Annotated in this window: 18 protein-coding genes and 1 pseudogene; 16 read left to right on the top strand and 3 right to left on the bottom strand. The window is 58.8% G+C overall.

Annotation, left to right across the window (positions count from 1 at the left end):
• The first annotated feature begins 8 nt into the window (after positions 1-8).
• From K5E80_RS03455 to K5E80_RS03415, 9 genes are all read left to right on the top strand, one after another.
• Positions 9-1,535 carry a class I adenylate-forming enzyme family protein gene (locus tag K5E80_RS03455; protein ID WP_220634848.1) on the top strand — a complete coding sequence of 509 codons (1,527 nt, stop codon included), beginning with the start codon at positions 9-11 and terminating at the stop codon, positions 1,533-1,535.
• Positions 1,532-3,283, top strand: a complete 1,752-nt coding sequence (locus K5E80_RS03450) for an acyl-CoA dehydrogenase (RefSeq protein ID WP_220634847.1) — start codon at positions 1,532-1,534, stop codon at positions 3,281-3,283. Before K5E80_RS03455 ends, K5E80_RS03450 begins: the two co-directional genes overlap by 4 nt.
• A 77-nt stretch (positions 3,284-3,360) precedes the next feature.
• On the top strand, positions 3,361-5,304 hold the full coding sequence (locus K5E80_RS03445; RefSeq protein ID WP_220634846.1) for an NAD(P)/FAD-dependent oxidoreductase: 1,944 nt from the start codon (positions 3,361-3,363) through the stop codon (positions 5,302-5,304).
• A 38-nt stretch (positions 5,305-5,342) separates the two neighbouring features.
• The gene (locus tag K5E80_RS03440) at positions 5,343-6,923 is read left to right on the top strand and encodes an AMP-binding protein (RefSeq protein ID WP_220634845.1); all 1,581 of its coding nucleotides are present in this window, start codon (positions 5,343-5,345) and stop codon (positions 6,921-6,923) included.
• Positions 6,924-6,930: 7 nt separating this feature from the next.
• Positions 6,931-8,064, top strand: coding sequence for a WD40/YVTN/BNR-like repeat-containing protein (locus tag K5E80_RS03435; protein ID WP_220634844.1), 1,134 nt, complete (start codon positions 6,931-6,933; stop codon positions 8,062-8,064).
• 75 nt (positions 8,065-8,139) lie between these two features.
• Complete coding sequence (locus tag K5E80_RS03430; protein WP_246590848.1) at positions 8,140-10,482, top strand: efflux RND transporter permease subunit; 2,343 nt, start codon at positions 8,140-8,142, stop codon at positions 10,480-10,482.
• A gap of 114 nt (positions 10,483-10,596) precedes the next feature.
• Positions 10,597-12,228, top strand: a complete 1,632-nt coding sequence (locus tag K5E80_RS03425; RefSeq protein WP_220634842.1) for a DUF1302 family protein — start codon at positions 10,597-10,599, stop codon at positions 12,226-12,228.
• Between the two features lie 17 nt (positions 12,229-12,245).
• Positions 12,246-13,514 (top strand): DUF1329 domain-containing protein, encoded by a 1,269-nt coding sequence (locus K5E80_RS03420; RefSeq protein ID WP_220634841.1) that lies wholly within the window; start codon positions 12,246-12,248, stop codon positions 13,512-13,514.
• A gap of 228 nt (positions 13,515-13,742) precedes the next feature.
• Positions 13,743-14,159 (top strand): GFA family protein, encoded by a 417-nt coding sequence (locus K5E80_RS03415; RefSeq protein ID WP_220634840.1) that lies wholly within the window; start codon positions 13,743-13,745, stop codon positions 14,157-14,159.
• Between the two features lie 56 nt (positions 14,160-14,215).
• Here the strand turns inward: K5E80_RS03415 and meaB are convergent, their stop codons facing one another.
• Entirely contained in the window at positions 14,216-15,220 is a 1,005-nt protein-coding gene (gene meaB, locus K5E80_RS03410) for a methylmalonyl Co-A mutase-associated GTPase MeaB (protein WP_220634839.1), read from the bottom strand.
• 682 nt (positions 15,221-15,902) lie between these two features.
• Here meaB and K5E80_RS03405 point away from each other — a divergent pair.
• From K5E80_RS03405 to K5E80_RS03390, 4 genes are all read left to right on the top strand, one after another.
• Complete coding sequence (locus K5E80_RS03405; RefSeq protein WP_220634838.1) at positions 15,903-16,484, top strand: winged helix DNA-binding protein; 582 nt, start codon at positions 15,903-15,905, stop codon at positions 16,482-16,484.
• Positions 16,485-17,084: 600 nt separating this feature from the next.
• Complete coding sequence (locus tag K5E80_RS03400; protein ID WP_220634837.1) at positions 17,085-17,738, top strand: ABC transporter ATP-binding protein; 654 nt, start codon at positions 17,085-17,087, stop codon at positions 17,736-17,738.
• Positions 17,735-20,236 carry an FtsX-like permease family protein gene (locus K5E80_RS03395; protein ID WP_246590847.1) on the top strand — a complete coding sequence of 834 codons (2,502 nt, stop codon included), beginning with the start codon at positions 17,735-17,737 and terminating at the stop codon, positions 20,234-20,236. The genes K5E80_RS03400 and K5E80_RS03395 overlap by 4 nt, the downstream gene beginning before the upstream one ends.
• A gap of 17 nt (positions 20,237-20,253) precedes the next feature.
• Positions 20,254-21,315, top strand: coding sequence for a lipocalin-like domain-containing protein (locus tag K5E80_RS03390; RefSeq protein WP_246590846.1), 1,062 nt, complete (start codon positions 20,254-20,256; stop codon positions 21,313-21,315).
• Between the two features lie 111 nt (positions 21,316-21,426).
• Here the strand turns inward: K5E80_RS03390 and K5E80_RS03385 are convergent, their stop codons facing one another.
• Positions 21,427-21,627 carry a hypothetical protein gene (locus K5E80_RS03385; protein ID WP_220634835.1) on the bottom strand — a complete coding sequence of 67 codons (201 nt, stop codon included), beginning with the start codon at positions 21,625-21,627 and terminating at the stop codon, positions 21,427-21,429.
• Here K5E80_RS03385 and K5E80_RS03380 point away from each other — a divergent pair.
• The 3 genes and pseudogenes from K5E80_RS03380 to K5E80_RS03370 all read left to right on the top strand — a co-directional run.
• Positions 21,597-21,877, top strand: a pseudogene (locus tag K5E80_RS03380) (transposase); the annotation flags it as partial. The gene K5E80_RS03385 and the pseudogene K5E80_RS03380 overlap by 31 nt on opposite strands.
• Positions 21,878-22,863: 986 nt before the next feature.
• The gene (locus tag K5E80_RS03375; protein WP_220634834.1) at positions 22,864-23,274 is read left to right on the top strand and encodes a hypothetical protein; all 411 of its coding nucleotides are present in this window, start codon (positions 22,864-22,866) and stop codon (positions 23,272-23,274) included.
• Between the two features lie 62 nt (positions 23,275-23,336).
• Positions 23,337-23,936 (top strand): DUF6496 domain-containing protein, encoded by a 600-nt coding sequence (locus tag K5E80_RS03370; RefSeq protein ID WP_220634833.1) that lies wholly within the window; start codon positions 23,337-23,339, stop codon positions 23,934-23,936.
• Between the two features lie 267 nt (positions 23,937-24,203).
• On the opposite strand, the gene K5E80_RS03365 is transcribed toward K5E80_RS03370, so the two are convergent.
• Positions 24,204-24,992, bottom strand: a complete 789-nt coding sequence (locus K5E80_RS03365; RefSeq protein ID WP_220634832.1) for a rolling circle replication-associated protein — start codon at positions 24,990-24,992, stop codon at positions 24,204-24,206.
• Between the last annotated feature and the right edge of the window lie 240 nt (positions 24,993-25,232).

Here is a 25,232-nt window from a genome sequence, read left to right as displayed (position 1 = left end):
TGATTGATATGACGCTCGACGAGATCTGCCGCCGCAACGGCCTGCGCTTCCCGACCAAGCCCGCGCTGATCATGGGCGAGCGCGAGCTGTCCTGGAAGGCGCTCGACACGCGCGTCGACCGCCTGGCTAACGCGCTCCTGACGCAAGGTCTGAAGCGCGGTGATTTCGTCGCTGTGCTCTCGGCCAACGCGCCCGAGTTCATCGAGATCTACTTTGGCCTGGCGCGCGCCGGCCTGATCGCCGTGCCGGTGAACTATCGGCTGACGGCCAACGAACTGGCGCAGATCCTCGGCCACGCCAGACCGGCGCTGCTCATCGTCGCCGCCGCCTACGTCGATAAGGCGCGCGATCTGGAGCCGCTGCTGCCCGGGCTCAGGCGATGGGTGATCGGTGAGGCCGCGCTGGCGGACGCGCCGCGCTACGAGCAGATGCTCGCCGCCGCGGCCGATACGCCGGTGCGCTCACCGGCAGCCGAGACCGACACCTTCGCCATCTTCTTCACCAGCGGCACCACCGGCCTGCCCAAGGGGGCGATGGTGTCGCACTTGAACCTTTCCGCCAACGGCTTCAACCAGTTCGTCGCCGACGGCAGCGTGCGCACCGACATCAATCTGGTGGGGACGCCGCTGTACCACATGGGTGCGGTGTTCATGGCCGTCACCTACATGATGCTGGGCTGCACCCAGGTCATCCTCGAGGCCTTCGATGCCGACCAGTGGCTGCGGACGCTGGCGCGGCGCCGCTGCAGCGTCGCCCTTCTGGTGCCGACCATGATCAATTCCGTGCTCAACTGCGCCAGCCTGGGCGAGCACGACCTCTCCAGCCTGCGCCTGATCTTTTACGGCGGCGGCCCCATGCCGCCGGCCGTGCTGCGCCGCGCACTGGACAAGCTGCGCTGCAGTTTCACCCAGGGCTACGGCCTGACCGAGACCCTGGAGGCGAGCTTCCTCGTCGCCTCCGACCATGTTCTCGACGGCGACGAGAAGCAGCAGAAGCGCCTGGCCTCCGCCGGACGCGAGGCGGTCGATGCCGAGATCCGCATTGTCGATGCCGACAGCCGCGACCTCGGCCCGGGCGAGATCGGCGAAGTGCTGGTGAAGAGCAAGTCGGTGATCAGCGGCTACTGGGGCATGCCGGAAGAGACAGCCAATACTATACGTGATGGCTGGTTCTACACCGGCGACCTCGGCTATCTCGACGAAGAGCGCTACCTGTTCCTGGTCGATCGCGTCAAGGACATGGTAATCAGCGGCGGCGTGAACATTTACACCAAGGAAATCGAGGCGGTGCTCTACACCCATCCGGCGGTGCTGGAGGCGGCGGTGATCGGCTTGCCCGACGACCAGTGGGGCGAGGTAGTGACGGTGGTGGCGGTGGTGCGGCCAGGCGCGTCGCTCAGCGAAGAGCAGGTCATCGAGCATTGCAAGGCGCAGCTGGCCAGCTACAAGAAGCCGAAACTGGTGAAATTCGTCGCCGAGCTGCCGAAGAACCCGAGCGGAAAAATCCTGAAGCGCGAACTGCGGAAGAGTCTATGAGCGAACATTACATGGCGCCGCTGGACGACCTGAATTTTGTCCTCAATGAGGTGCTCGATTATCAACGTCTGTTCAGCCTGCCTGCCTATGAGCATGCCGACGTCAAACTGGCCGGCGCCGTGCTCAACGAGTCGGCACGCTTCAATGAGGAAGTGCTGGGACCGTTAAACAGCATAGGCGACGAGATCGGCAGCCGCCTCGAGAACGGCCGGGTCAAGACCCCGCCCGGATTCCGCGATGCCTACTGGAAATACGTCGAAGGTGGCTGGCCGGCGCTCGACTTGCCACTGGAGTTTGGCGGCCAGGCGCTGCCCCTGACTTTGCAGGCCGCTTGCGCGGAGATGGTCAACGGCGCCTGCGTCTCCTTCGGCATGCTGCCGCTGATGGAGCGGGCGGCGACGCGCCTGCTCCTGGCGCACGCGCCCAGGGACATCGTCGCCGCCTACGCCCCCGACTTGGTCGCGGGCAAGTGGGGGGCGACCATCTGCATTTCTGAGGCCCAGGCCGGTTCCGACGTCGGCCGCATCAGCACCCGCGCCCAGCCGCGCGGCGACGGCCGCTACACGCTCAGCGGCAGCAAGATTTTCATCACCTACGGCGACCAGGACTACACCGAGCAAATCGTGCACATGGTGCTGGCGCGCCTGCCCGATGCGCCGGCGGGGACGCGTGGACTGAGCTTGTTCCTGGTGCCGAGCCGGCTGCTCGGCGCCGACGGCCGGCCGGGTGCGGCCAATGCGGTGAACGTCAGCCGGGTCGAGCACAAGATGGGACTCAAGGCTTCACCCACCTGCGTGCTCAACCTCGAGGGCGCCGAAGGCGTGCTGATCGGGCGCGAGAACGCGGGTCTTAAGGCGATGTTCACCATGGTCAACACCATGCGCCTGGAAGTTGCCGTGCAGGGCGTGGCGGTGGCCGGCGCGGCCAGCGTCAAGGCGCTGCGCTACGCCGCCGAGCGGCCGCAGGGCGGCCCGCCCACCGCCCGCCCGACGCTGATCGTCGAACACGCTGACGTGCGGCGCATGCTGTACATCATGCGCGCGCGTACCGAGGCGATGCGCGCCCTGGTGCTGGAGACGGCTTACCAGCTCGATATCGCCCAGGCTGGCGCCGTCGATGACCGCGCCGGCGCCCTGGCCCTGGCCGAATGGCTGCTGCCGGTGTGCAAGGCCTGCGGTTCCGAGGCTGGCTTTGAAGTGGCCAATCTCGCCGTGCAAGTGCTGGGCGGCCATGGTTATGTCGCCGATGCAGGCGTCGAACAATACGTGCGAGACAGCCGCGTGATGTCCATCTACGAGGGCGCCAACGGCATCCAGGCGCTCGACCTGGTCACGCGCAAGCTGGGCGAAGGCGGCCGTTACGAACTGTTCACCGCCCGCATCCGCGCCGATCTCACGCGCTGCCGCGGCCAGGCGCCGCTGGCCGCGCTCGGCCGGGCGCTGGAGGATGCGCTGAACCGGCTCGATGCCTGCACCCGGGCCGTCGTCGCCGGATTATCCAAGGCGCCACGCGATGTAGAGGCCGGGGCCGCCGCCTATCTTGCCCTGGTCGGTGTGGTCGCCGGTGGCTGGATGTGGTTGCGCATGGCTGCTGCCGCCAACGGCGGCAGCGCGCAGCACAGGGCCAAGCGCGCCGTGGCAAAGTTCTATATCGATTACCTGCTGCCCGAGGTGCGCACGCTCGAATGTCGCGTCATGGTCGGCGCCGCCTGTCTGGACAGTCTCGATGCCGAGACACTGACCGGATGATTTGCTGTTTTACAACAACGAGTGCGCACCGCAACCCGCAGGATGGGCGCTCCTAACTTTAAGAGGATGACATGTCCATGAAATATCCGAAACTATTTGCGCCCGGCCGCATTGGCAGCCTGACGCTGCCCAACCGCGTCGTCAAGGCGCCGACTTCCACCGCCATGAGCAACATGGACGGCACAGTGTCGGATCGATTGATCCGTCACTACCGCGAAGTAGCTCGCGGCGGCACGGGCCTGATCATTGCCGAATATGCCTTTGTCGACAACATCGCCAGCAAGTCGGCGCATTGCCAGCTCGGCATCTGCAGCGACGAACATATTCCCGGACTGGCGCTGCTGGCGGCGACCATCAAGGAGCAGGGCGCTCGCGCCGGCATCCAGCTGGAGCATTGCGGTCGCCAGAAATTTCTTGGCACGCCGCCGATCAAGTCCGCCTCCGCGGTGCCCTGGCTGGCGCTGAAAGCGCGCAGCGGTGACAAGGCGATACCCGAGGTATTGTCCATCGAGGAGATCGAGCAGATCGTCGAGGCCTTCGGGGACTCGGTGAAACGGGCGGTCATGGCGGACTTCGACCTGGTGGAAATCCACGGCGCACACGGCTATCTGATCACCAACTTCCTCTCGCCGCATACCAACAAGCGCACGGACCGCTACGGCGGCACGCTGGAAAACCGCATGCGGCTGCTCAGTGAAATCATCCAGAACGCCCGCGGTAAAGTCGGCCGCGAGTTTCCACTTACCGTGCGCTTGAGCGGCTCGGATTACGAGCCCGACGGCTTCGGCGTCGACGAGACCATTGAAGTGGCCAAGATGTGTGAAAAGCTCGGTCTCGATGCCATTCATGTTTCCGGTGGCGATCATCATCAGATGATCCACCAGGTCAGCCCAATGTCCATTCCGCGCATGCACAACGTGTGGGCAGCCGAGGCGGTGCGCAAGGCCGTCGGTATTCCGGTAATAGCCTCGGGTTCGATCACTCTGCCGGAATTTGCGGAAGCCATACTCGTCGAAGGTAAAGGGGATTTTATTTCTCTTGGCCGGCCGCTGTGGGCCGATCCGGAATGGACCAACAAGGCACGCGATGGGCGCCAGGAAGATATCCGACCGTGCATACGCTGCAACGACGGTTGCCTGGATCGCACCTTCTTCCACTTCCAGGCAGTGGGCTGTTCAGTTAATCCTGAGATCGGTCGCGAAGGCGATTTGCAGATCACGCCGGCCTTGCAGCGCAAGAAAGTGGCGGTGGTGGGCGGCGGTCCGGCAGGCATGGAAGCGGCGCGGGTAGCCACGCTGCGCGGACACAGCGTGACGCTGTTCGAAAAGCGCAGTCTGGGCGGCGTGCTCTTTGAAGGCTCGGTGGCGGATTTCAAGTCCGATCTGGGCTTCTACAGCGAGTATCTGGCCACGCAAATGAAGAAACTCGGCGTCGAGATCGTAAGCAAAGAGGCTAAGGCCGACGACATCAAAACCGGCCAGTTCGATGCCGTGGTTGTCGCGACCGGTGGAAAGTCCGCAATGCCGGCCATTCCCGGTTTGAATGGGCCGGAGGTCCTCGATGCCATCAACATCTTCAACGGCCAGGCCAAGGCGGGTAAGCAGGTTGTGGTTCTCGGCGGCGGCGAGACCGCGGTCGAAGTGGCGTTGTACCTGGAGCAGGCGGGCCACCATGTCACCCTCCTCCATCGTCGAGAACTCATGGCGCGGGATTGCACCATTACCGACAAGATTTCCTACAGCGAGATGCTGGCCAGATCTGCCGTGAAGGTGGTTACTGGCCTGCAGGTGACGGAGGTCAAAAAAGGCCGCGTCACGGCGACGGACAAGCACGGCAAGACGTCATATTTCGAGGCGGATTCCGTCATCACCGCCCTCGGCTATGTGCCGGTCAAGGATGAGTTGGCCGACCAGTTGCGGGCCAAGAGCGGCATGATGGTATTCGAGATAGGTGACCGTGTGCGCACGGGCAAGGTTTATGACGCCGTCCATGCTGCCTATAGAGCGGCTTGCCAGATATGACCGGTGGAGTATTCTCACGGCGACGGGAGAAAGACGGCATGAGTAAATTGCCACATGTGTACCCGACCGTGGTGCACATGCTTGATGAAGCTGCATTGCAGGCTCCGGAGCGCGAGGCGCTGGTATGCGAGACCGAAAGGTTGAACTACCGCGAATACTTGCGCTGCGTGGCCGGTTTTGCCCACGAGTTGATCGGACTCGGCGCAATCGGCGGACGCATTGGCATTGTCTTGGGCAACTCCATGGACATCTGCATTGCCATGTTCGCGATCCATGCGGCACGGGCGCAAGCTGTCCCCATCAACCCGGCGTACACCGAGCGGGAATTGCGGCATATCTTCCAGGACGCCGATCTTCAAGTGGTCATCTACGCCGACGACAAACGCGCTGTCGTCGAAGCGCTGGCCGACGAACTAGGCATCCCCTCGCGCATTCGTGTCGGCGCCGGTGCTCGTCGCTTCACACAGTGGCGTGCTGAGGAAGACCTCAGACTGCCGCTACCACTGCCCAGTGCCGACGATCTCGCGACATTGCAATACACCGGGGGTACCACCGGTCGCGCCAAGGGAGTCAACCTCACTCATCGTGCGGTGGCCTTCAATATTAGCCAGCGCGAGGCAATACTGCCCACGCGGAAAGATCAGGAACGGTTGCTGTGCGTCATGCCGATGTCTCATATTTATGCTGCCGCCATGTGTTTGCATAACATGGCCTATGCGCGCGGAACCCTGGTGATCCTGCCGCGTTATGCGGTGACAGCGGTATTCGATATCGTACGACGCGAGCGCATCACTATCTTTGCGGGCAGTCCTACCCTGTTCGTCGGATTGTTGGCGCATCCCGGCTTCGCTCAGGCGGATTTTTCCAGCCTCTACCTTTCGTACTCGGGCTCGGCTGCCCTGCCGGAAGAGTTGCTGCGACGCTGGCAGGATGCAACGAACGCGCCGGTGTTGGAAGGCTACGGCCAGTCGGAAACGGGGCCGGTATTGAGCTTCAATCCGCTGCATGGAGAGCGAAAATACGGCTCGGTCGGTCTGCCTCTGCCCGATACCATAATCGAGATCGTCGATCTCGAACAAGGCACGCGCGTGCTGGGCCTTGGTGAAAAAGGCGAGATCCGCGTGCGCGGACCGCAACTGATGTCGGGCTACCGCAACTTGCCCATGGAAACTGCTGAGACCTTGCGCGACGGCTGGGTATATACGGGAGATATTGGTGAGTTCGATGCTGATGGCTATCTTTATATCCGGGATCGCAAGAAAGAGATGGCCAAGGTATCCGGATTCAATGTGTTCCCTCGGGAAATCGAGGAAGTGCTATATCAGCATCCATCGGTGCGCGAGGCTGCCGTAGTGGCGGTACCCGACGCCTACCGCGGCGAGGTAGTCAAGGCCTTTGTGGTACCGCATCAGAATAGCGGTGTGACAGAAGAACAATTGGCGACGCATTGCCACACCAATCTCGCCAAATACAAGTGGCCGATGGCAATCACCCTGTTAAACGAACTACCCAAGACTTGCGTCGGCAAGATCGACAAGAATTGCTTGCGCGAGGCACAAGGTGCCGCCCCAACCCAAGCGCAAGACGCGAGCCCGCCTGAACATGCAAAACGAAGATAGCCATTTCATGAAACGCGATTTGAACCTGACCCTCCTTGCAACCCATCCCAGGACAAGCAGTTCCAGGGAGAAACTCGTCAAGTTTGGTTTATCGATCATTCCCTGGTTGATCATCGCCGCGCTGTTATGGGTGGGATTGTTTATCAAGCCGCAGCCGGTGGGCACGACGATGCAGCCGCCATCGATCGAGCGCACCGACTCGTTTTACGGCATTGCATCGCCGGCCAAAGGGGTGCTGTGGATTGCCGGCAACAACGGGAAGGTCGTGCGCAGCGAAGACGACGGGTTGAACTGGGTATTGCAAACGACGCCGACCCGGCAGCATCTGCAGGACATTGCGAGCTGGGACAGCAAGCGAGCCGTGGCGGTCGGCAACAAGGGCGTCGTCATCATTACCGCCGATGGTGGCGCCACCTGGACCGAGGTAAGCGCTCCTCTTTCCAGGATTTCCAACAAGTTGCTGCGGGTAAAAGCCCTGCCCGAGGGCCGGGCCTGGGCCGTGGGTGAAATGGGCGCCCTCCTGGAAACCACTGATTATGGAAAGACCTGGGAGCGTCGTCGCGATGAGGAGGACGCTGCCTGGAATGATGTGCTGTTCCTCGATGCCAACAACGGCTGGCTGATGGGCGAAGCCGGGCGGATCATGAAAACCACGGACGGCGGCAAGACCTGGCAGCCTGTGGCGAGTCCAGTCAAGGTCAGTCTGATGGCGGTAGCGTTTCGCGATGCCGCCAACGGTGTGGCGGTGGGTTTGGAAGGATCGCTGCTGGCAACGCACAACGGCGGCAATACGTGGGAACTGCTGCCCCGGGCGAAACGGGTCCCTGCCACCCTGTCGCCTGGAGACGTCGCCAATTCAGCGGCAGGCTCTGGGAAGCTGCGTGTCCCTGAAGAAGCGGGCGAGCATCTATTCGATATCGCATGGGACGAGGCGCAGCAAATCTGGCTGGCAATTGGCAACCAGGGTGTCTGGGTACAGGGCGACAAGAATGCGGAGGTCTGGGAGGCGGGGCGCATCGACGCGCGCAACCTGGCCTGGCACACCCGGCTAATCGTAGCGAATGGCCAGACCTACATGGCCGGCGCCAGTGTGGGGGCATGGGATAAGCGCGTCTGGCGCGCATTCAAGAGCAAGGGATAATGCATGATTGAGTCAGGCTGGGTCAAAAAATTTGCGGCATTCTGTATTCGGCGGCGGATATGGATAGTTTCCTTATTGGCGATTGCCACTGCGGTGCTCACCTACTTCGCGGTGAATATCGAAGTGAAGACCGTCTTTGCCGACATGCTTCCGTCGTCGCATCCGTACGTGAAAGTACATGAGCGCTTCAAGGATACGTTTGGCGGATCGAATATCGTCACCATCATGGTGGAAGTCGAGGATGGCGACATATTCCAGCCGGCGGTGCTGGAAAAGGTGCGTACGCTGACCCTCGGGCTGCGCACGGTATCGGCGGTCAACCCGTTCCAGATCATTTCCCTGGCATCCAAAAAACTGAAGGAGATCAAGTCGTCCACGGACGGAATTGAGACGAAGCCGCTGATGTGGCCGGATCTGCCCAAAGACCAGCAGGAAATCGACGCCTTGCGCGATGCGGTTCTGCGCAACCCGCTCGTTTATGGCAGCTATGTCTCCTCGGATCTCAAGGCGACCCTGATTACGGTCGACTTTTACGATCGTCAGGTCGACTACAAAACGGTGTTCGGAGAAATCAATCATCTCGTCGACCAGGTGCGCGACGACAAGGTGAAGATTCGTATCGTTGGCGACCCCATCCTGTATGGTTGGGTAAACTACTTCCTCCCGGAAACGATGCATCTGGTGCTGGCCACCTTGCTGTTGGTGGTGGCGCTGTTGTTTCTGTTCAATCGGACCTGGCGCAATACCCTACTGCCACTGATTGCGGGCCTGGTCAGCGCGATCTGGGCTCTGGGGGTAACCAAGTTGTTCGGTATCCATTTTGAGCCGCTTGTCATTGTGGTGGCGGTGCTCATCAGTGCGCGGGCGGTATCGCATTCGGTGCAGATCGTGAACCGCTTCGACGAGGAAGTGGAAGCCATCGAGTCGGGGCACGAGAGTAGCGAGACGGCAGCCTGCCGGGCGCTATCCGACATGTTTCGGCCGGGCATGCTCGGCGTTATTGCCGATGCGGGTTGCATGGCGGTGGTGGCGTTGAGTCCGATCCCGTTGTTGCAGAAGCTGACAGTCTTGTCGGTGGTATGGGTGTTTACCTTGTCGGTGAGCGCCGTGGTGCTGACCCCTGTGTTGTTGTCCTGGGGACGGCATCCGAAGGGATTCGCCCATCCGCTGAATGTTGCACCGATCCTGCATGCATTCCTCGGGCTATGCGCAAGAATCGTCACGAGTCGGGCGCGTTATGGCGTACTCGCGGCTGCGGCATTGATCTTCGTCGTCTCGGGGCTCTACGCATTCAAGCTTAAAGTGGGGGATGCCAATCCGGGATCACCGATCCTGTGGCCGGATTCAGCCTACAACCAGGATTCGGCCGCAATCAATAGCAAGTTTCAGGGCGTCGATCGGATGTTCGTCGTGGTCAGCGGCGAAAATCTCGGGCTGCTGAAAAAGGCGGAAGTCATGGACAACATGAATCGCTTTCAGCGCTTCATGAGCGCACAGCCGGAGATCGGCGCTACGCTGTCGGTAGCCGACGTGGTGCCGGCGATCAATCGCATCATTCACGAAGGCAACCCGCGTTACCAGGAGTTAGGCGCCACCGAAACCATCAACGGATCGCTGATGTTCCTGTTCGAGTCCGTTTCCGAACCCGGCGACCTTGATCGCTACGTCGACAACCAGTATAAAAATGGCGCCGTGACGCTGTTCTTCCGTGACCGCCAAGGCGAAACCATACGCACCGCGGTCGCCCGCATCAAGGAGTTCGTTGCCAAGAATCCATTGGCCGAAGGGACTTATCAACTCGCGGGCGGCGTGATCGGTGTCATGGCCGCGGTTAACGAGATCATCCTTTCGGGGCAGATCGAAGCCATTGCCCTGGCGCTGGTCGTGCTGGTGCTGCTTTGCACATTGACCTATCGCTCGTCGGTTTCGGGCATGGTTTTCATGATCCCGGTCATTCTCTCCAACACCATTACTTTCAGCGTCATGGCATGGATGGGGATCGGCATGAATATCAATACCGTGCCGGTGGCCGCCCTGGGCATTGGGCTGGGCGTGGATTATTCCTTTTACATCGCTGACCGGATCAAGGAGGAACTGGCGCTTGGCAAGGATGCGCTCACTGCCATCACCATTGCATTGCACAGCACCGGTACCGGCGTTCTCGTGACGGCTCTGGTCCTCATCATCAGCGTCATGCTTTGGTCCGTATCATCGCTGCGCTTTCAAGCGGAAATGGCAATGCTGATGAGCATCTGGCTGGCGGTATCGACACTCTCGGCACTGCTGCTGATGCCTTCGATTCTCTACGTATTCCAGCCGGAGTTTGTATTTGGCAAGAAAGATGGAGCAATGGACAACGGTGTTGACGCGAGCGCAGCTCGCGCGTTGGAAAGACTGGATTTGGGAGTAGCGAAGTAGATCCAGGGAGGAATTCCGCGAAGTAGCTCCAGGGAGGAATTCCGAAGTAAGTGACTTTTGCAGCAGTTCCAGGTTTTTAGGGCAAACAGTACAACTAACTTTTCAGGAGGTGTCATGAATAAACCCAAGAGAGGACTGCGGCGCACCATCAGCTGCATGTCATGTGTAATCGTGGCGGCGACCCCATTTTGTTCAGGGATCGCGCAAGCAGCCGATACCAATTTCTATGGCGATGCGAGCGCAGCGTTTTCGTGGAACGTGCAAAACACGTTAAAAGACAATTATGTCAACACGCCGGATACCAAGCACAAGTTGTCGATGGAGCGCTACACGCTGAAGCTTAACGCCGACACCACGGTCAACGAAAATCTGTCCTTCGTAACGAAAGTACGCTTTGTTAGTGACGTTGGTATCAACTACCTGGAAAATTTGCAAGATCTCAGGAATCCCGCAATTGGGGTAAACGGTGCCGACATCACCGGTCACAATAACCTGTCGCGCTACTACAGCGGTGGCGAGCTACGCGAGTTGTATGCCGACATCAAGCCCATCGACAATCTGCTGCTTCGCCTCGGCAAGCAGCAGGTGGTGTGGGGCGAGTCGGATTTCTTCCAGGCCATGGACATAGTACAGGGCTACGACTTCACGTGGCGCAGCTTCCTCGAAGCGCCCGAAGACCTGCGCAAACCCTCGGTAATGGCCAACGTCACTCTGATGTTTCCCGAAATCGACGGCAAGCTCCAGGCCTTGTTCCGCCCCGGTTCGATGAATCGGCTCGATTCGATCGGCAACACCCTCGACTTTATCGGCGGTCGCTGGGCGGTGAATCCATACAAAGGCATCGACTTCAGGGCCACGTTGCCATACAACTACAGACAGAATGGTGCCGACGAGCGCGAAGACACCTGGGGTTTGCGCTGGAGCGGCATCGCGAATGAGATCAACTACTCGGTCTCTTACCTGAAAACATTCAATCAGGCCCCGGTATTCAACATGACCGACAACGCGGCGCCGTTTCTGACGGCTGTTGGCGCGCTTCCTCCTGGAGTGCCTTTCGTGCCGTCTGGCGCCACGCCGTTTAACGGCACCACCCCGGCAGGTATCATCGGCGAGATCATCTATCCGAAGATTGAGCTGTTCGGCCTCTCGCTTTCCGGTTACTCGGCTGCGGCGGACGCGGTATTCAGCGCCGAAGCTGCCTACATCCGTGATTACGCGTTCAACTTCGGAAACGATCCGACAAATGTGTGGCAACAGGTATTTGGTGGTGCCGGTTTCGCCGGCATCATGGGCAAGGATGTCATACGGTCGATGTTGCGCATGGACAAGAATCTGCCGATAACGCAGACACTGCTCGGAACGGAGAAGCCGGCCTTCTTCTCGCTGCAGTTGTTCGACACCTGGATCCAGGACTTCAATGAGAGCGACAACATTGTCAATTTCACCTCGTTTGGTCAGCACATGAAGGAGCATTCGCCGCTGCTGACGATGATTCTCAATACCAGCTATATGAATGGCGTGGTTACCCCGTCACTGGTGGCGGGTGCCGACTTGGCCTACGGAGGGGGGTTCATCGTGCCCGGCGTGGAGCTCCAGCATGGCAAGAACTGGCGCCTGAAGCTTGAGTACGATTATTTCTGGCATCGCAATATCAAAACTCTCAGCGATCAGCAATCTGAAACTGCGTTGTTCGGCTACTTTGCCAACAACAACCAGCTTTACGCAAGACTCACCTACCAATTCTGAGACAAGGAGAATACCCAATGACTGCGAAACTTAAATTATTCGGCATCTGCGTTGCTCTATCGATCGCGGGAACCGGCCAAGTCGCCTGGTCGGCCGAGGTGCCCGAAGGGACGGTGATTTCCGCCGCCAATATCGACAAGCTCAAGAGCGACACGTTCGAAGGCCACACCATCGGCAGCATGCTGACTGAAAAGATGGAATGGCGCATCCGCAACTCCGGCTGGAAACTGCCAATCTACCATTCCAGGGAAATTGTTCTGGACCCGAAATGGGTCAAGGCTTCGCAAGCCAACGTCGGACGGGCCAAGATCAACCCGCAGACACGCCAGGTCGAAGGATGGGAGGCCGGAGAGCCATTCCCGAATGTCAGCATGGCCGACCCGCAAGTCGCGGAGAAAGTGATCTGGAATTGGCACCTCGGCCAGTTGAAGGGCGACGTCGCGGCGGCGCCGGTTTGGACACAATTGGCGATCGATGGCAACAAAGGCATTCACGCTGAGCCCCTGGCTTCATTCATCCGCTACTCCAGCAAAGGTCGCTTGAGCGGCAGCAAATCGACCGAGGGCGACGGCAAGGAGTTGGGCCGGCAGATTCTGTTCTTCACGGCGCCCGCCGACATGAAAGGTGTCGGTACCTTCACCATAATGTATGACTCTGCTCAGGTGAATGACTCGTGGGTCTATATTCCGGCCCTGCGGCGAATTCGCCGGCTTTCTGGCGGGGCCTGGATGGATCCGGTTGGCAGTTCCGATCAGTTGCAGGACGACCTGGAAATCTTCAATGCGCGTCCTTCCTGGTATACCGGCTACAAAATGCTGGGCAAACGTTGGGTACTGGCCGTGGCGAACAGCAAGCAACAGCTGTGGAATCCCAACGGCAAGGCGTACGCAGAACGCTATCCCGTCCTGGAAAATGCAGCTCCATACTGGAACATGAACAACGATCGCTTCGAACCGCGCGAGGTTTATGTCATTGAGGCCACGCCGCCGAACGAGCATCCGTACAGCAAGAAGGTGCTGTTTGCCGATGTCAAGTATCCGCGCATCTACTACGCCGAGGCTTACAACCACAAGGGCGAATTCTGGAAGTTCATGGAATTTCACTCCTTCCAGGCCAAGGCGGATAACGGTTTCATGGATGTTCGCACCGCCGGAGGGGCCATCATAGACTTCTTGCGCAATCATGCGACGGTATTCCTGGTAGATACCTCAAAATGGAAAACCAATCCGATCGGATTCAAGTCCAGTGAAGTTTCGCTGGGTGCGCTTGAGGCGGCGGGACGCTAACCGGAATTTACGAAAAAAGGTAATCGGCGGCCGCACTTGTGCCGCTGGTTGCCAAAAGGTCTCCTCCTTGCGGCTTTGCTCTCCTCGTTGGCCAGCGAGCCGCATTTTTTCTAACTGGGCAGATCAATTGCTTCCTAATGTTTGCACCGATCACGAGGGCCGGATTTGCCCATCAAGATTCGAATAGGCGTTAGCCCATTTTAGTCATATACAATACAAGGAGTTATTATGGTCATTCCTTTCACCGGCGGTTGCGCATGTGGACTTATCCGTTATGAGTGTCACGCAGAACCCCTTGCCGTTGCGCATTGCTACTGCACCGATTGCCAAAAGACCAGCGGTGCCCAAGCGAGCACGAACGTCCTCGTACCCAAGCCAGCATTCAGCGTGGTAAAGGGAAAGGCAACCTGCTTTGATACCAAGGCGGATAGCGGCAATACGGTTACGCGATATTTTTGCAGTCAATGCGGCTCAAATCTGTGGAGTGTGCCCAATGGCATACCGGACTTGCTTATTATCAAAGCCGGTACCCTGGATGATCCAAGTGGGATAACACCCGGCATGAGCATCTTCTGCGATAGCGCGCAACCTTGGGCGGTTATCCCCGATGCGATCCCGCGCTTTCCCAAGATGCCACCGATGTGAGGAGATGTTGGTGGCCCTGCGCGAAGGTCGCGCAGACCGGTATGGCCTAGCGTCCCCTAGTTGTTGGCCGCCACCGATTTGTCCGTAGACAGTTGCGTTGATGCCGCACAGATTCCGGCAACGACGTGCAGTGCCATCGCTGCCGCCGCGGCGCCATCGATTCGTCCTGATCGAAATTCCTGGCACAACTTGTCGAGGGCATCGCTGTCGGCGGTCATCAAGTGGCGCCGCAACTCGCCGGCAGCGAGGTCGGCGAGAGTCCGGCGCGCCTGCGCAGCCGAATCCCGGTGGCGGCATCCGTTACCCACATGTCGCGCATGAGCGGCGACTGCGTCGGCGAGAATGCCGATGCCTTCAGCGACGGTGCCGATGGTGCTGACAAGGGGCACCTTCCAGACGCCCGGCGGCCGCATCGAAAGCATCGTCTCAAGAATACAAGCGGTGCTTTTGGCGGCAGGGAGGTCACTCTTGCTCACGACGAGTACATCCGCCATCTCGAGAATGCCTGCCTTCATGGCCTGGACATCGTCGCCAAGGCCGGGAGGACAGACGACCACCTTGGTGTCCGCCAGATCGCAGATGCCCACCTCTGCCTGGCCCGCACCGAGGGTTTCGACAATGATGGTATTTGTGCCGGCGGCATCGAGGATGTCGATAACGGCACCCGCGGTGCGTGAGAGTCCGCCAGAATGACCGCGAGATGCGAGCGAACGGATGAAAACCTTTTCCGACGCATCGTGGTCTGCCATGCGAATCCGATCACCCAACAAGGCGCCGCCAGAAAGCGGGCTCGACGGATCGAAGGCAATGACGCCCAGCGTCTGTCCGCGGGTAGTCAGTTCCCGGATCAGCGCATTGATCAGCGTCGACTTGCCGGCACCGCCCGGTCCCGTGATGCCGACAACATGCGCGCGGCCGACATAGGGGCGGACGCCGTGCAGCAGCGCCTGGCCGGCTACGGTTTCGTTCTCGACTTCCGAGATGGCCCGGCCCAGTTCCCGCCGTCGTCCCGCAAGGATTCCGGCGACACGTTCTTCAATTTCAGCCTCACGTCCAGCCATATATTGCCCCATTGCGGTGTTCCGGCGGTTTGTCGATTGACCCGGAAAGTTGAATCACTACTGTGCGCAAGTGTAGCAAATAGCTCGTTTTACAGCCTCGCTTTCCATCGTTTTTTAACTGATTCTGATACGAGCGCGAAGCCGCGACGAGCGAGGGCCGCAGCGAATATTGGCATGCGCGCCGACTCGGGATTCCTGGGAGATAGCCCCTTCTGCGGATTGGTGCGAATTTTGTACAAATTGCGTGCGAGTTTCCATGTCTGCTCCTCAGACGACAAGCGTCGGTTATCCACAGAAAGCAGCAGCTATCCCAGGACTACCGGTACTATTAGGGTAACCCGTCGAGATTGAATGTCGGTACCATTATCCGGTGCAATATCTGTATGTGTGGTGGCGCTGAAAAAATCGGTACCACAGGAAGAGAAGCTGCTAAAGCGATGTAGTATCCATACTTGAGCGGTGTAGACGGGTGCTGTGTAACGCGTGAGAATAATCTTGATAAAATTGTTCTACGATTGGCAATGGAAAACGCAAGGTGGGTCGAGGCAGCGTATTGGAAATCCAATACCGAAACATGATAATTGCGAATTCGCCTAGGCTCGTTTTGAGCTGCACATGAACCAATCTACAAACCAATGCTCCTCGGCTTTGCCAGGACATACTCACAATTTGCGATGCTAGAATGATTAATATGCATTACCAACGAATAGAAACCAAAGGTACCAGTTTGGAACAAATATTTTACAAAGATTGGCATCTGGGTAGCACGCGCCACGAAGCCATGACTACCGAGCTTGAATGGGCCGTAATACGTTTTGAGCAGGCTTTCCAGCGCTTCATCATTCAACTGGCTGGTATGTGTGGATTGGGTGACCTAAGCTATTCAGAGTTGGTGCTCCTTCACGTCATTCGCATGCAAGACAGTCCCAAGACAGCGGCACTTCTCGCGCGCCAACTCAATATGGACGGCATTACGAACATTCAATACAGCCTACGTAAGCTTATCAAGCTCGGGTTAGTGACTAAAATCAAAGGCAGTAACAGCAAGATCTGTACGTATGTCGTGACTAAGGCTAGCTCGACTATGCTAATGAAGTACGCACAGATCCGCCGAGGGATGCTCACCGATCAAACCATGGGCATCGAGAATATTGACCAGAAGCTCATCGAAACGGCAAAGCTTATAAGCATGCTCACTGGGCTCTACGACGAAGCGAGCCGAATTTCTGGCACCTACAGCAGAACAACTCTATCCGAAGAATAAAGCCAATGGATCACACGTCATTGGGAGGTGGCCGCAACCCGCTGCAGGTCGGTGGGCTCAGAATGGCCGGCTCTACTCACGGTTGACGTATCCAGACTTGGGTTCAGACCCAAGCATGGAATATTGGCTTAATTACAAATTCGGAAGGAATGGCAATTTGATTCTTTTTTCATCGCGCGCCATTGAATGTTTGCTGGATTTGCATTCTTCGTATCCGTCATACCAACCGTTCGCGTATAGCAAATCCGCCTTGATACGTTCACACGCGCCATGAGTTTGCCGGACAGTGCGCCGTCCAGGGTGTGCCCTTCGACCAGCAGGCCGAGGGGCACCATACGCGACGGTCATCCACTCGTCGTAGCCGGCATGTAGTTCATCTAGGTTGTAAGTGCGGCCCAGGACCAAGACATCGCCGATGAAAGCCCTCACCGGTGCTCCTGCAGCTCGATCCTGTAGCGACATTGCAGACATAAATTTAAACTTCCTCGTTATTTGGACGCAAGAACGTCGGCTAAAGTTCAGCGTCACGGGCCTTTCGCTCGCGGCATCCATGACATGTGCGTTTATCTGCAGCAGATATACTATGTGCTGTGAGATGTAATGCTTGAAATCGAAAATCTTTCACGCGGATTCAACGGTCGCGCGGTGCTGCGGGAGGTGTCCCTGCGCCTCTCGCCGGGCGAGTATGTTGCCATCGTCGGCGAGTCTGGTGTCGGCAAATCCACGCTGCTCAATCTCGTAGCCGGACTGGACCGGCCCGATGCCGGCCGGCTTGTGCTCGATGGCATTGATTACGCGCGGCTCGACGAGGATGCGCTGACCCGCCTGCGTCGCAACAAGCTTGGTTTCGTCTTTCAGGCTTTCCATGTCCTGCCGCATCTCACCGTTTTGCAAAATGTGGCGCTGCCACTGTGGCTGCGCGGCGTGGACGGCAATGAAGCCGATGTCCCAGCGCAGCAGTTGCTGGATGCGGTCGGCCTGGGCGAGCGGGCTGTGAGTTGGCCACGCGAGCTTTCCGGAGGCGAGATGCAGCGCGTGGCGATCGCCCGCGCGCTGGTGCATTGCCCGAAGCTGGTGCTGGCCGACGAGCCCACAGGCAACCTGGACCCAGCCAACGCCGCGAGAGTTTTGACCTTGCTGGCCGAACGTATTCGCCAGGTCAATGCGATCGGCATCCTGGTAACTCATTCACAGACGGCGGCGGCCACGGCCGATCGGATCCTGCACCTGACGCCGACGGGATTGCGCGCGTGAGAGCAAGACTGAGGCTCGCGCCGGTGTTTCTTGGCTCGTTGGCGCGGCGACGTATGGCGACACTGTTTTCGTTTGTCGCGGTCGTCCTCGGGGTGGCTTTGGGTATGGCGGTGCAGACGGTGCATGAGGCGGCACTGACCGAATTCGACCGTGGTCTGCGCTCAATGACGGGCATGGCCGATTTGCAGGTGGTCGGACCGCGCGGCGGTTTTGACGAGATGCTCTATGGCGTGATCGCCGGCCACCCCGCGGTGGCGGCGGCGAGCCCGGTGCTGGAAGTGGAGGCGAAGCGGGCGGGTACGGAAGAAACGCTGCAACTACTGGGTGTGGATATCCTTGCGCTCGCCCGGGTGACGCCGGCGCTGTTGCCCCGGCCGGCCGGCAAGGCAGGCCGCCTGGCGACGCTGTCCAATGACAACGTCTTTGTCAGTGCTGCCGCGCTAAGTGCGCTCGGCCTGAAAACCGGCGACAGCATCCGCCTTCAGGTTGGCGTTCGCAGTGTCGGATTCAGGATCGCCGGCGACATTCCGGGAGAAACGAAGAACCGCCGCCTCGCCCTGATGGATATCGCCGCCGTGCAGTCACACTTCGGCAAGCTTGGGCGCATTACGCGCATTGATTTGCGGCTGGCCGCTGGGGTGGCGACGAAGCAGGTGCGCTCAGAGCTGCAGGCCTTGCTGCCTGCTGGAGTGCTGATCGAAACACCGCAGGCGGCGCTCGATCAGGCGGCCAATCTGTCGCGCGCCTACCGTGTCAATCTCACCCTGCTGGCGGCTATCGCGTTGCTCACCGGTGGTTTTCTCGTTTTTTCGGCGCAGGCTCTCTCGGTTTTACGGCGACGCACCGAGTTCGCCTTTCTACGCACGCTCGGCCTGGCGCGCCGCAGCCTTTTTGCCTGGCTGGTCGGAGAGGGCGCCGTGATCGGGTTTGCCGGCGGCGTGATGGGTGCCGTCCTCGGCTATGGGCTGGCCTGGATTGCGCTCATCCTGTTCGGCGGGGATCTGGGAGCCGGCTATTTTTCGGGGCTACGTCCGTCGCTGCAATTCCAGCCGCAGGTGATGGCGATTTATGTGGGGCTCGGCACACTAGCCGGTATTGCCGGGGCGTGGTTACCGGCAAGGGATGCGGCAACGGTGTCGCCGGCCCAAGCTTTGAAGGCCGGCGACGAAGCGGCGCTGCCGGGTAAGCGGCGGCATCCCTGGCTGGGCCTGACCTTGCTCGCGGCAAGCAGCGCCGCGTGCGCGATTCCTCCGATGAATGGACTGCCGTTGGGTGGTTACCTGGCCGTGGCTTTTCTCCTGGCCGGAAGTATTTTGTTATTGCCCCTGCTCGCTGCCGCAATCACCCGTTGCTTGCCGTCACGCGGTCCGGTGCCCGCGCGTCTTGCTGCGGCGCGCTTGGGCGCCGCACCCGGGCATGCGCTGGCAGCCGCATCGGGGGTATTGGTCAGCGTCGCTTTGGCGGTGGCGATGGCGATCATGGTGACGTCTTTTCGGGATTCGGTCGATCAATGGCTGACCCAGCTTCTGCCCGCCGACCTGTACGTGCGCACCGGACGGACCCAGAGCAGCGGCTTTCTCGACGAGACCGTGCAAGCGAGAATCCTGGCGGTCGAACGGGTCCGGCGCGTCAGCTTCTCGCGTTACGATAGCCTGCGTCTGGGCAGCGGCAATGCGCCCGTAGCCTTGATCGCCCGCCCCCTGCCCGGCGACGGAAGCTCCCTCCCTCTGGTCGGGGCGGCGTTACCCGTGTCGCCACCGGCGATCTGGATTTCCGAAGCGATGGTGGATATTTACGGCTGGCGCACGGGACAGCAGGTGGCGCTGCCGCTCGCGGGACGCCGGGTTGATGTGCACGTGGCGGGAGTCTGGCGCGATTACGCTCGGCAGACCGGGGCCGTCATGATGGACCTGGCCGACTACCGGCGCCTGACCGGCGACAGTCTGGTCAATGACGCCGCCATTTACCTCGCGCCCGACGCAGCCTATGACCAGGTGGTCGAGGCGCTCGCAGCCATGGCCGGGCCCGGCGTACTCGATATTGCGCGACCGGGTGAAATCCGCGCCAACAGCCTCGCACTTTTCGACCGGAGTTTCGCCGTCACCTATCTACTGGAGACAATCGCGGTCGTCATCGGCCTGGCCGGTGTCGCTACCAGTTTTGCCGCGCTGGCCGCGGCGCGCCGTCACGAGTTCGGCATGCTGCGCCACCTCGGTCTGACCCGCCGCCAAATCGGTTGGATGCTGGCGCAGGAAGGCGCCTTGGCGGCAGGGGTCGGAGTGATCGCCGGGCTGCTCGCCGGCGGCGCCATCGGCCTGGTGCTGATTGAAGTCGTCAATCGGCAGAGCTTTCACTGGAGCATGGATTTGCATGTACCTTGGGTACCCTTGGCGCTTTTCGCCACTTGCCTGGTGCTGCTGGCCGCCATGGTGGCGGTGCTGGCTGGAGGTCAGGCGATGCGGCACGACGCGGTGATGGCAGTTCGAGAGGACTGGTGATGGATCGAAGAGGTTTTTTGCTGGCGCTGACCGTCCTGCCGAACTTGCGACCGGCGGTGGCACAGGCGCTCGAGTTTGCCTCGGTGTTGCCGGGCCGCAAATTGGTATTTCCCGCCGATCATGGAGCACACCCGGATTTCCGCATGGAGTGGTGGTATGTCACCGGTTGGCTGCGCTTGCCGGATGGCAGCCCGCTAGGCTTTCAAAGCACTTTTTTCCGGGTGCGTACCGGTATTGGAGAAACCAGTGCCAGCGCGTTTGCACCGCGGCAGCTGATCCTCGCCCATGCGGCCATTGCCGATCCGCACCTCAAACGTCTGCGCCATGATGAACGCGCCGCTCGAATCGGTTTTGGCCGTGCCGGCTATGACACTGACCGGACCAATGTTTGGGTTGGTGATTGGCACCTGGAACAACACAAGGACAGCTATCGGGCGACGGTTCGCGGTGAGGATTTTGCCTATGCATTGGACCTCGTCCCGAGCGGCCCGCCGATGCTCAATGGCCTTGACGGATTCAGCGCCAAGACCGCGGATCAGCGTCATTCCAGCTATTACTACAGCCGCCCGCAACTGCGAGTGGATGGGACCGTGACGCTTGACGGGCGCACGAGCCCGGTGGCTGGGCGGGCGTGGCTCGATCACGAATGGTTTAGCGAGCTTCTGCCGCAAGTCGCGCAAGGCTGGGATTGGCTGGGCGTGAATCTGGACGATGGCAGCGCGCTGATGGCTTTCCGTCTGCGCAATGAGCAAGAGGCTACACTGTGGTCGGCCGCGAACTACAGGCGAGCGGGCGGTGGCATCCAGGCGTTCCCACCCGGGGCCGTCGCTTTCGAACCCATGCGCCGCTGGCGATCGCCACGTACCGGCGTCACTTATCCGGTGGAATGGCGCATTCGTATTGGCGCGCGAATTTTTCTGCTGCAAGCACTAATGGATGATCAGGAATTGGACAGTCGCCGTTCGACCGGGATCATCTACTGGGAGGGCGCAGTCCGGCTGATGGAAGGCGGCCGCGAGATCGGGCACGGCTATCTGGAATTGACGGGTTATGGAAAGAAAATACAACTGGGGGACTGAGATATCGATCCGCGTCTGTTGCCAAGCTGCATTACCGACGCTTGCGCGTGACGCCACCAACATTGAGGGCTCGTGAACAGGCGGCTCGACTCAGGAAATCTGGAATCTGTTCTAGCGAACCGAGCTACTTCCGGGTGTGGGTATATCGCCGTAATGCCCTTTTTCATATTTGAGCCGCTGCTGCATATGAATATTCTCTGTTTTTTTCTTCTTAGCCTCATTGGTGCTCAACCCCGTGTCGGTAGACCATTGATCTACATGATCAGGACGAACGTTGTGGTTGGTGTCTGGCATGGGATCGGGTGATTCCATTCTTCGCCTTTCCATCCCCGATCCGCCAGGTGATCCACACCACCAATGTGATCGAGAGCATCAACTCACGACTGCGCAAGATTTTAAAACGCGCGGCCATTTTCCGAGCGATGACGCGGCGACGAAACTGATCTGGCTCGCCTTGCGCAACATCACCGCCGACTGGGGCCGTCCCGCCAGGGACTGGAAAGAGGCGATGAATCAGTTCGCCATCCTCTATGCCGAACGCTTCGAAGCAGCCCGAGCTTAAAATGACCGCCGACTTTACCACCGCGCCGCTCGCCTCCTGCCGTATAGAAGCGGCAGGCGGCAGCACTGTGAAAACGTCTCTTGCCGCTTCATACGCAGAAATTCAGACACCCCCACTGACTCCGTTGCTTCAGAAAGATTTACAACCGCGAAGGTAAGAATTACCGACAATGCAGTCCTGATCTTCCTACTGCCATCACCGGCACGCTCCGCTCCGGTCTTGTGATAAAAAATTTCATGTTTGTACCCGCATATTGGCCGCAGGAACTGCCGTAGCCAGGCGGGCAGGGGCCCGACGGGGAGCAAACACCACCACTTCGCAATGCAGCAAGAACAGCAACACGATAATACTGGCCAGTTTTCCTGTTGAAGATTCTGATCGCCGGCACTCTGCTGCTCGGCATGCCGTCATGCTGCGCCTGCTGATAATTGTTTCGCCTTCGCCTGACGAAAAACTGACTACTGCGCTGATATTTTTACCATTGGCCTGTGGATCGTGCACTGGAATGCAGTGCTGGCCCTGGCTATTGCCACCTTCGTCGTAATGATGACAGGCCCCGCCTGCGCTGCCGATCCTTATATGTTCAATGAAGACGACATGCTTGTTTCAGTCCCATTAAGCGTCGCGACGGCGCGATATGCGCATTGCAGAGATGGCAGGAGCCGTTTCTGCGCTCCTTGTTTCGCCGGGTGAGCCACTTTCACAGGCCTCACGATATTACAGGCGCAACGATGCTGTGGCGCCAATCGGGCTCGGCGAATCTATTGTCGCGGCGTCATAGAGCGGCATAGATTTTGCTGCACAGGATTGGGGACCGTGAGGTCTCAATCACCAAGGAAAGCGCAATTGAATTGGGATCATATTGGAGCAACTGGATAGGAACGATCCATGAGTCATATAGCATTGGCAAGGATAAGGCCGAACGCCAATTATAGGAATGACAAGAGGGCCTTAGACTAAATCAATCAGGAACGAAGGAGAAAGACATGAGTATCGCATTGAACACGATGAAGGCATTCAGCGCCGTGGCATTGGTAGGTGTTTGCCTGGTCCCATCAGCCAGCGCCGACGGGATGTCGAGAGACGCCAAACGGCATGCCGAGGCTGACTACAAGGACGCAGTGCACCGTGCCGAGGCCGACCATTCGGCCACAAAGGCCAAGTGCAAGGAATTGAAGGGCAACAAGAAGGACGTCTGCCTGAAGGAAGCCGCGGCTACCGAACAAAAAGCCAAGGCCGAGGCCAAAGCAAGACGCGAGGCTATGGCTACCGGGTCTGAGGCGAACGAGGAAGCGCGCGACGCCGACTATAAAGTCGCAAAGGAAAAATGCGATGCCATGTCAGGTGCTGCCAAGGATACTTGCATCGCCGAAGCCAAAGCAAAATATCGTCAGTAGGGTGTTAGGCACGGCTGTCAAATTACGTGACAGAAGGAGTTCCGTGACAGAAGGAGTTCGTTATGCCAGAGAAAAGAACCCTTGAACGGGCTGCCAAGGACAAGCGCGCAGGCAAATTGCCCAGCACTCAGGCTGGCGAATTCGTGCGCGAGGAAATCGAGCATGTCCGTCAAGGCAAACACGGAGCGCGCTCGACCAAGCAGGCTATCGCAATAGGTTTATCAAAAGCGCGTCGTACCGGGGTAAAGCTCCCGCCGCCAAAAGTCGGCACCGCCTCTGAAAAAACGCGCACAAGCACAAACCGCGACTATGCGGCGACAAAGAGCAGCGATAAGCCGGTTTCGCGCAGCCGATCGCAGGCAACAACTACGGCGCTGAAGCGCGAACCACATGCTGCCGCTTCAAAGGAAACAGTTGGGCGACAAGCGAAATCCGTGGCACAGAGACGCAACGCCAATGAGCGCTCGACTGCCGCGCAGAAGTCGGCGCGAGCCAAAGGCGCCGCTGGACGCTCGGCAGCAGCCCACAAAGCGGCACGAGCGCGTGCCGGTACGCAATCCTATGGGCAAAAACCGGTGCTGCTGCTACATGACAGCTATCATCTGGAAAGAGCGGAAATTGTTTTCTGCGGCGTCGGGTGCAGCAAGCCATATCACTTCTGAAAATTACTGTTTTCAGAAGTGGAGAAGATTACTCGCCCGCCTACTGCAAACCTTTGAGCGGTATGGTTATTTTCATTTTCAGAAGTACAGCCACCCCGCAGAGTGCGCAATATAACATATAACTATCCAAAAATAATAATCCATAGCCTAGCAGTATAAGCAACATGACGCCGCGCTACATCACCCGATAGCCAACACCAGAAAAATGGATCTTAATTCGATAGGATTTAACTATCGCTTTAGGATCCATTTTCACAATAAATACTATCAGCCAGAAAACCAAATTGCATCGTAACCACTCGATGCCCACATCTTCCCTTCCGATTCCATGACCTCATGCCGGAAAAGCATGTGAGTCTCGATGACGGCATCAACATATTCCTGTGCTTTAAGCCAGTACTTGACTACCTCAGGCTTTTCATTGGTTCGACCCGCCCAATAGCGCTTAGAGCCTTTTGCATGGACTGTATGTTCAAAGGTCTTATGCAGATACTTGACCATGTAGCTGGATAGATTCGAAGGCTTCCAGTTCTGTGTGCGACTGCCCCATCGCTTGGATGGCCCTTTGACATCAACCTGCCCAGGTGTATCTGCCCCCTTCGCATCCTGGGAAGCCCCGAGCGCCTTATACCAACAGCGCCGCAGGAAATTAATGTCTTGACGACCAACAATAGCCACATGCAGGTGATAAGCGCCATTGTCCTGAAACTCAGGAATAGCCACAAAGCGCCATTCGTTCAATCCAGCTCGTGCCGGTAAATCACCACACGCTGGAAGCCCCTTTCTAACAAGTCGGCAGAATTCCTTCCAATCAGCCTTGAGCCGTTCGAAATCACTCATTTCCTGCCCTTCCGGCGATCGGTATGTCAAGGTCAGCAGGTGATCGGCACCGATGGCCTTAACACCAAAGCGGACGGCCTTTTTAGAGCGCCTTACAGACGCCAAAAACGACTCTTGAGCCTTTTGCTCATCAGACAACACCTGCCTATCTTTTTTCGTCCTGAGACTGATTAAACCGCCACAGGCCGCACTTTCGGCATAACGCTTGTAGGTCAATGGCTCAATCCGACGCGTCATGACTTCGGCCTGTCCTTTAGCGAACCGTCTAATAGTGCAGAGATAGGCTTTATCAACCCATTCCTGCCCGTCTGAGACGTTTCTATACCCCGGAGGCGGATACCAGACCCCATTGACGACTGTCCCGTTAGGCGTACAATTTTGCATATTGGTGATCCCTTCGATTAGCCAACCGATCAAGCCCCGGAGTAGCTACAACTACTGCCGGGGTTTCTCTTT

It is taken from the genome of Georgfuchsia toluolica, assembly GCF_907163265.1.
Lineage (GTDB): Bacteria > Pseudomonadota > Gammaproteobacteria > Burkholderiales > Rhodocyclaceae > Georgfuchsia > Georgfuchsia toluolica.
This window is presented reverse-complemented; position numbering and strand designations above follow the sequence as displayed.

Excerpts from the sequence above, each read along its gene's own strand:
- K5E80_RS03455 (WP_220634848.1), top strand. The coding sequence starts at position 9 with ATGACGCTCGACGAGATCTGCCGCCGCAACGGCCTGCGCTTCCCGACC.
- K5E80_RS03450 (WP_220634847.1), top strand. The coding sequence starts at position 1,532 with ATGAGCGAACATTACATGGCGCCGCTGGACGACCTGAATTTTGTCCTC.
- K5E80_RS03445 (WP_220634846.1), top strand. The coding sequence starts at position 3,361 with ATGAAATATCCGAAACTATTTGCGCCCGGCCGCATTGGCAGCCTGACG.
- K5E80_RS03440 (WP_220634845.1), top strand. The coding sequence starts at position 5,343 with ATGAGTAAATTGCCACATGTGTACCCGACCGTGGTGCACATGCTTGAT.
- K5E80_RS03435 (WP_220634844.1), top strand. The coding sequence starts at position 6,931 with ATGAAACGCGATTTGAACCTGACCCTCCTTGCAACCCATCCCAGGACA.
- K5E80_RS03425 (WP_220634842.1), top strand. The coding sequence starts at position 10,597 with ATGAATAAACCCAAGAGAGGACTGCGGCGCACCATCAGCTGCATGTCA.
- K5E80_RS03420 (WP_220634841.1), top strand. The coding sequence starts at position 12,246 with ATGACTGCGAAACTTAAATTATTCGGCATCTGCGTTGCTCTATCGATC.
- K5E80_RS03415 (WP_220634840.1), top strand. The coding sequence starts at position 13,743 with ATGGTCATTCCTTTCACCGGCGGTTGCGCATGTGGACTTATCCGTTAT.
- meaB (WP_220634839.1), bottom strand. The coding sequence starts at position 15,220 with ATGGCTGGACGTGAGGCTGAAATTGAAGAACGTGTCGCCGGAATCCTT.
- K5E80_RS03405 (WP_220634838.1), top strand. The coding sequence starts at position 15,903 with ATGATTAATATGCATTACCAACGAATAGAAACCAAAGGTACCAGTTTG.
- K5E80_RS03400 (WP_220634837.1), top strand. The coding sequence starts at position 17,085 with ATGCTTGAAATCGAAAATCTTTCACGCGGATTCAACGGTCGCGCGGTG.
- K5E80_RS03385 (WP_220634835.1), bottom strand. The coding sequence starts at position 21,627 with ATGGAATCACCCGATCCCATGCCAGACACCAACCACAACGTTCGTCCT.
- K5E80_RS03375 (WP_220634834.1), top strand. The coding sequence starts at position 22,864 with ATGAGTATCGCATTGAACACGATGAAGGCATTCAGCGCCGTGGCATTG.
- K5E80_RS03370 (WP_220634833.1), top strand. The coding sequence starts at position 23,337 with ATGCCAGAGAAAAGAACCCTTGAACGGGCTGCCAAGGACAAGCGCGCA.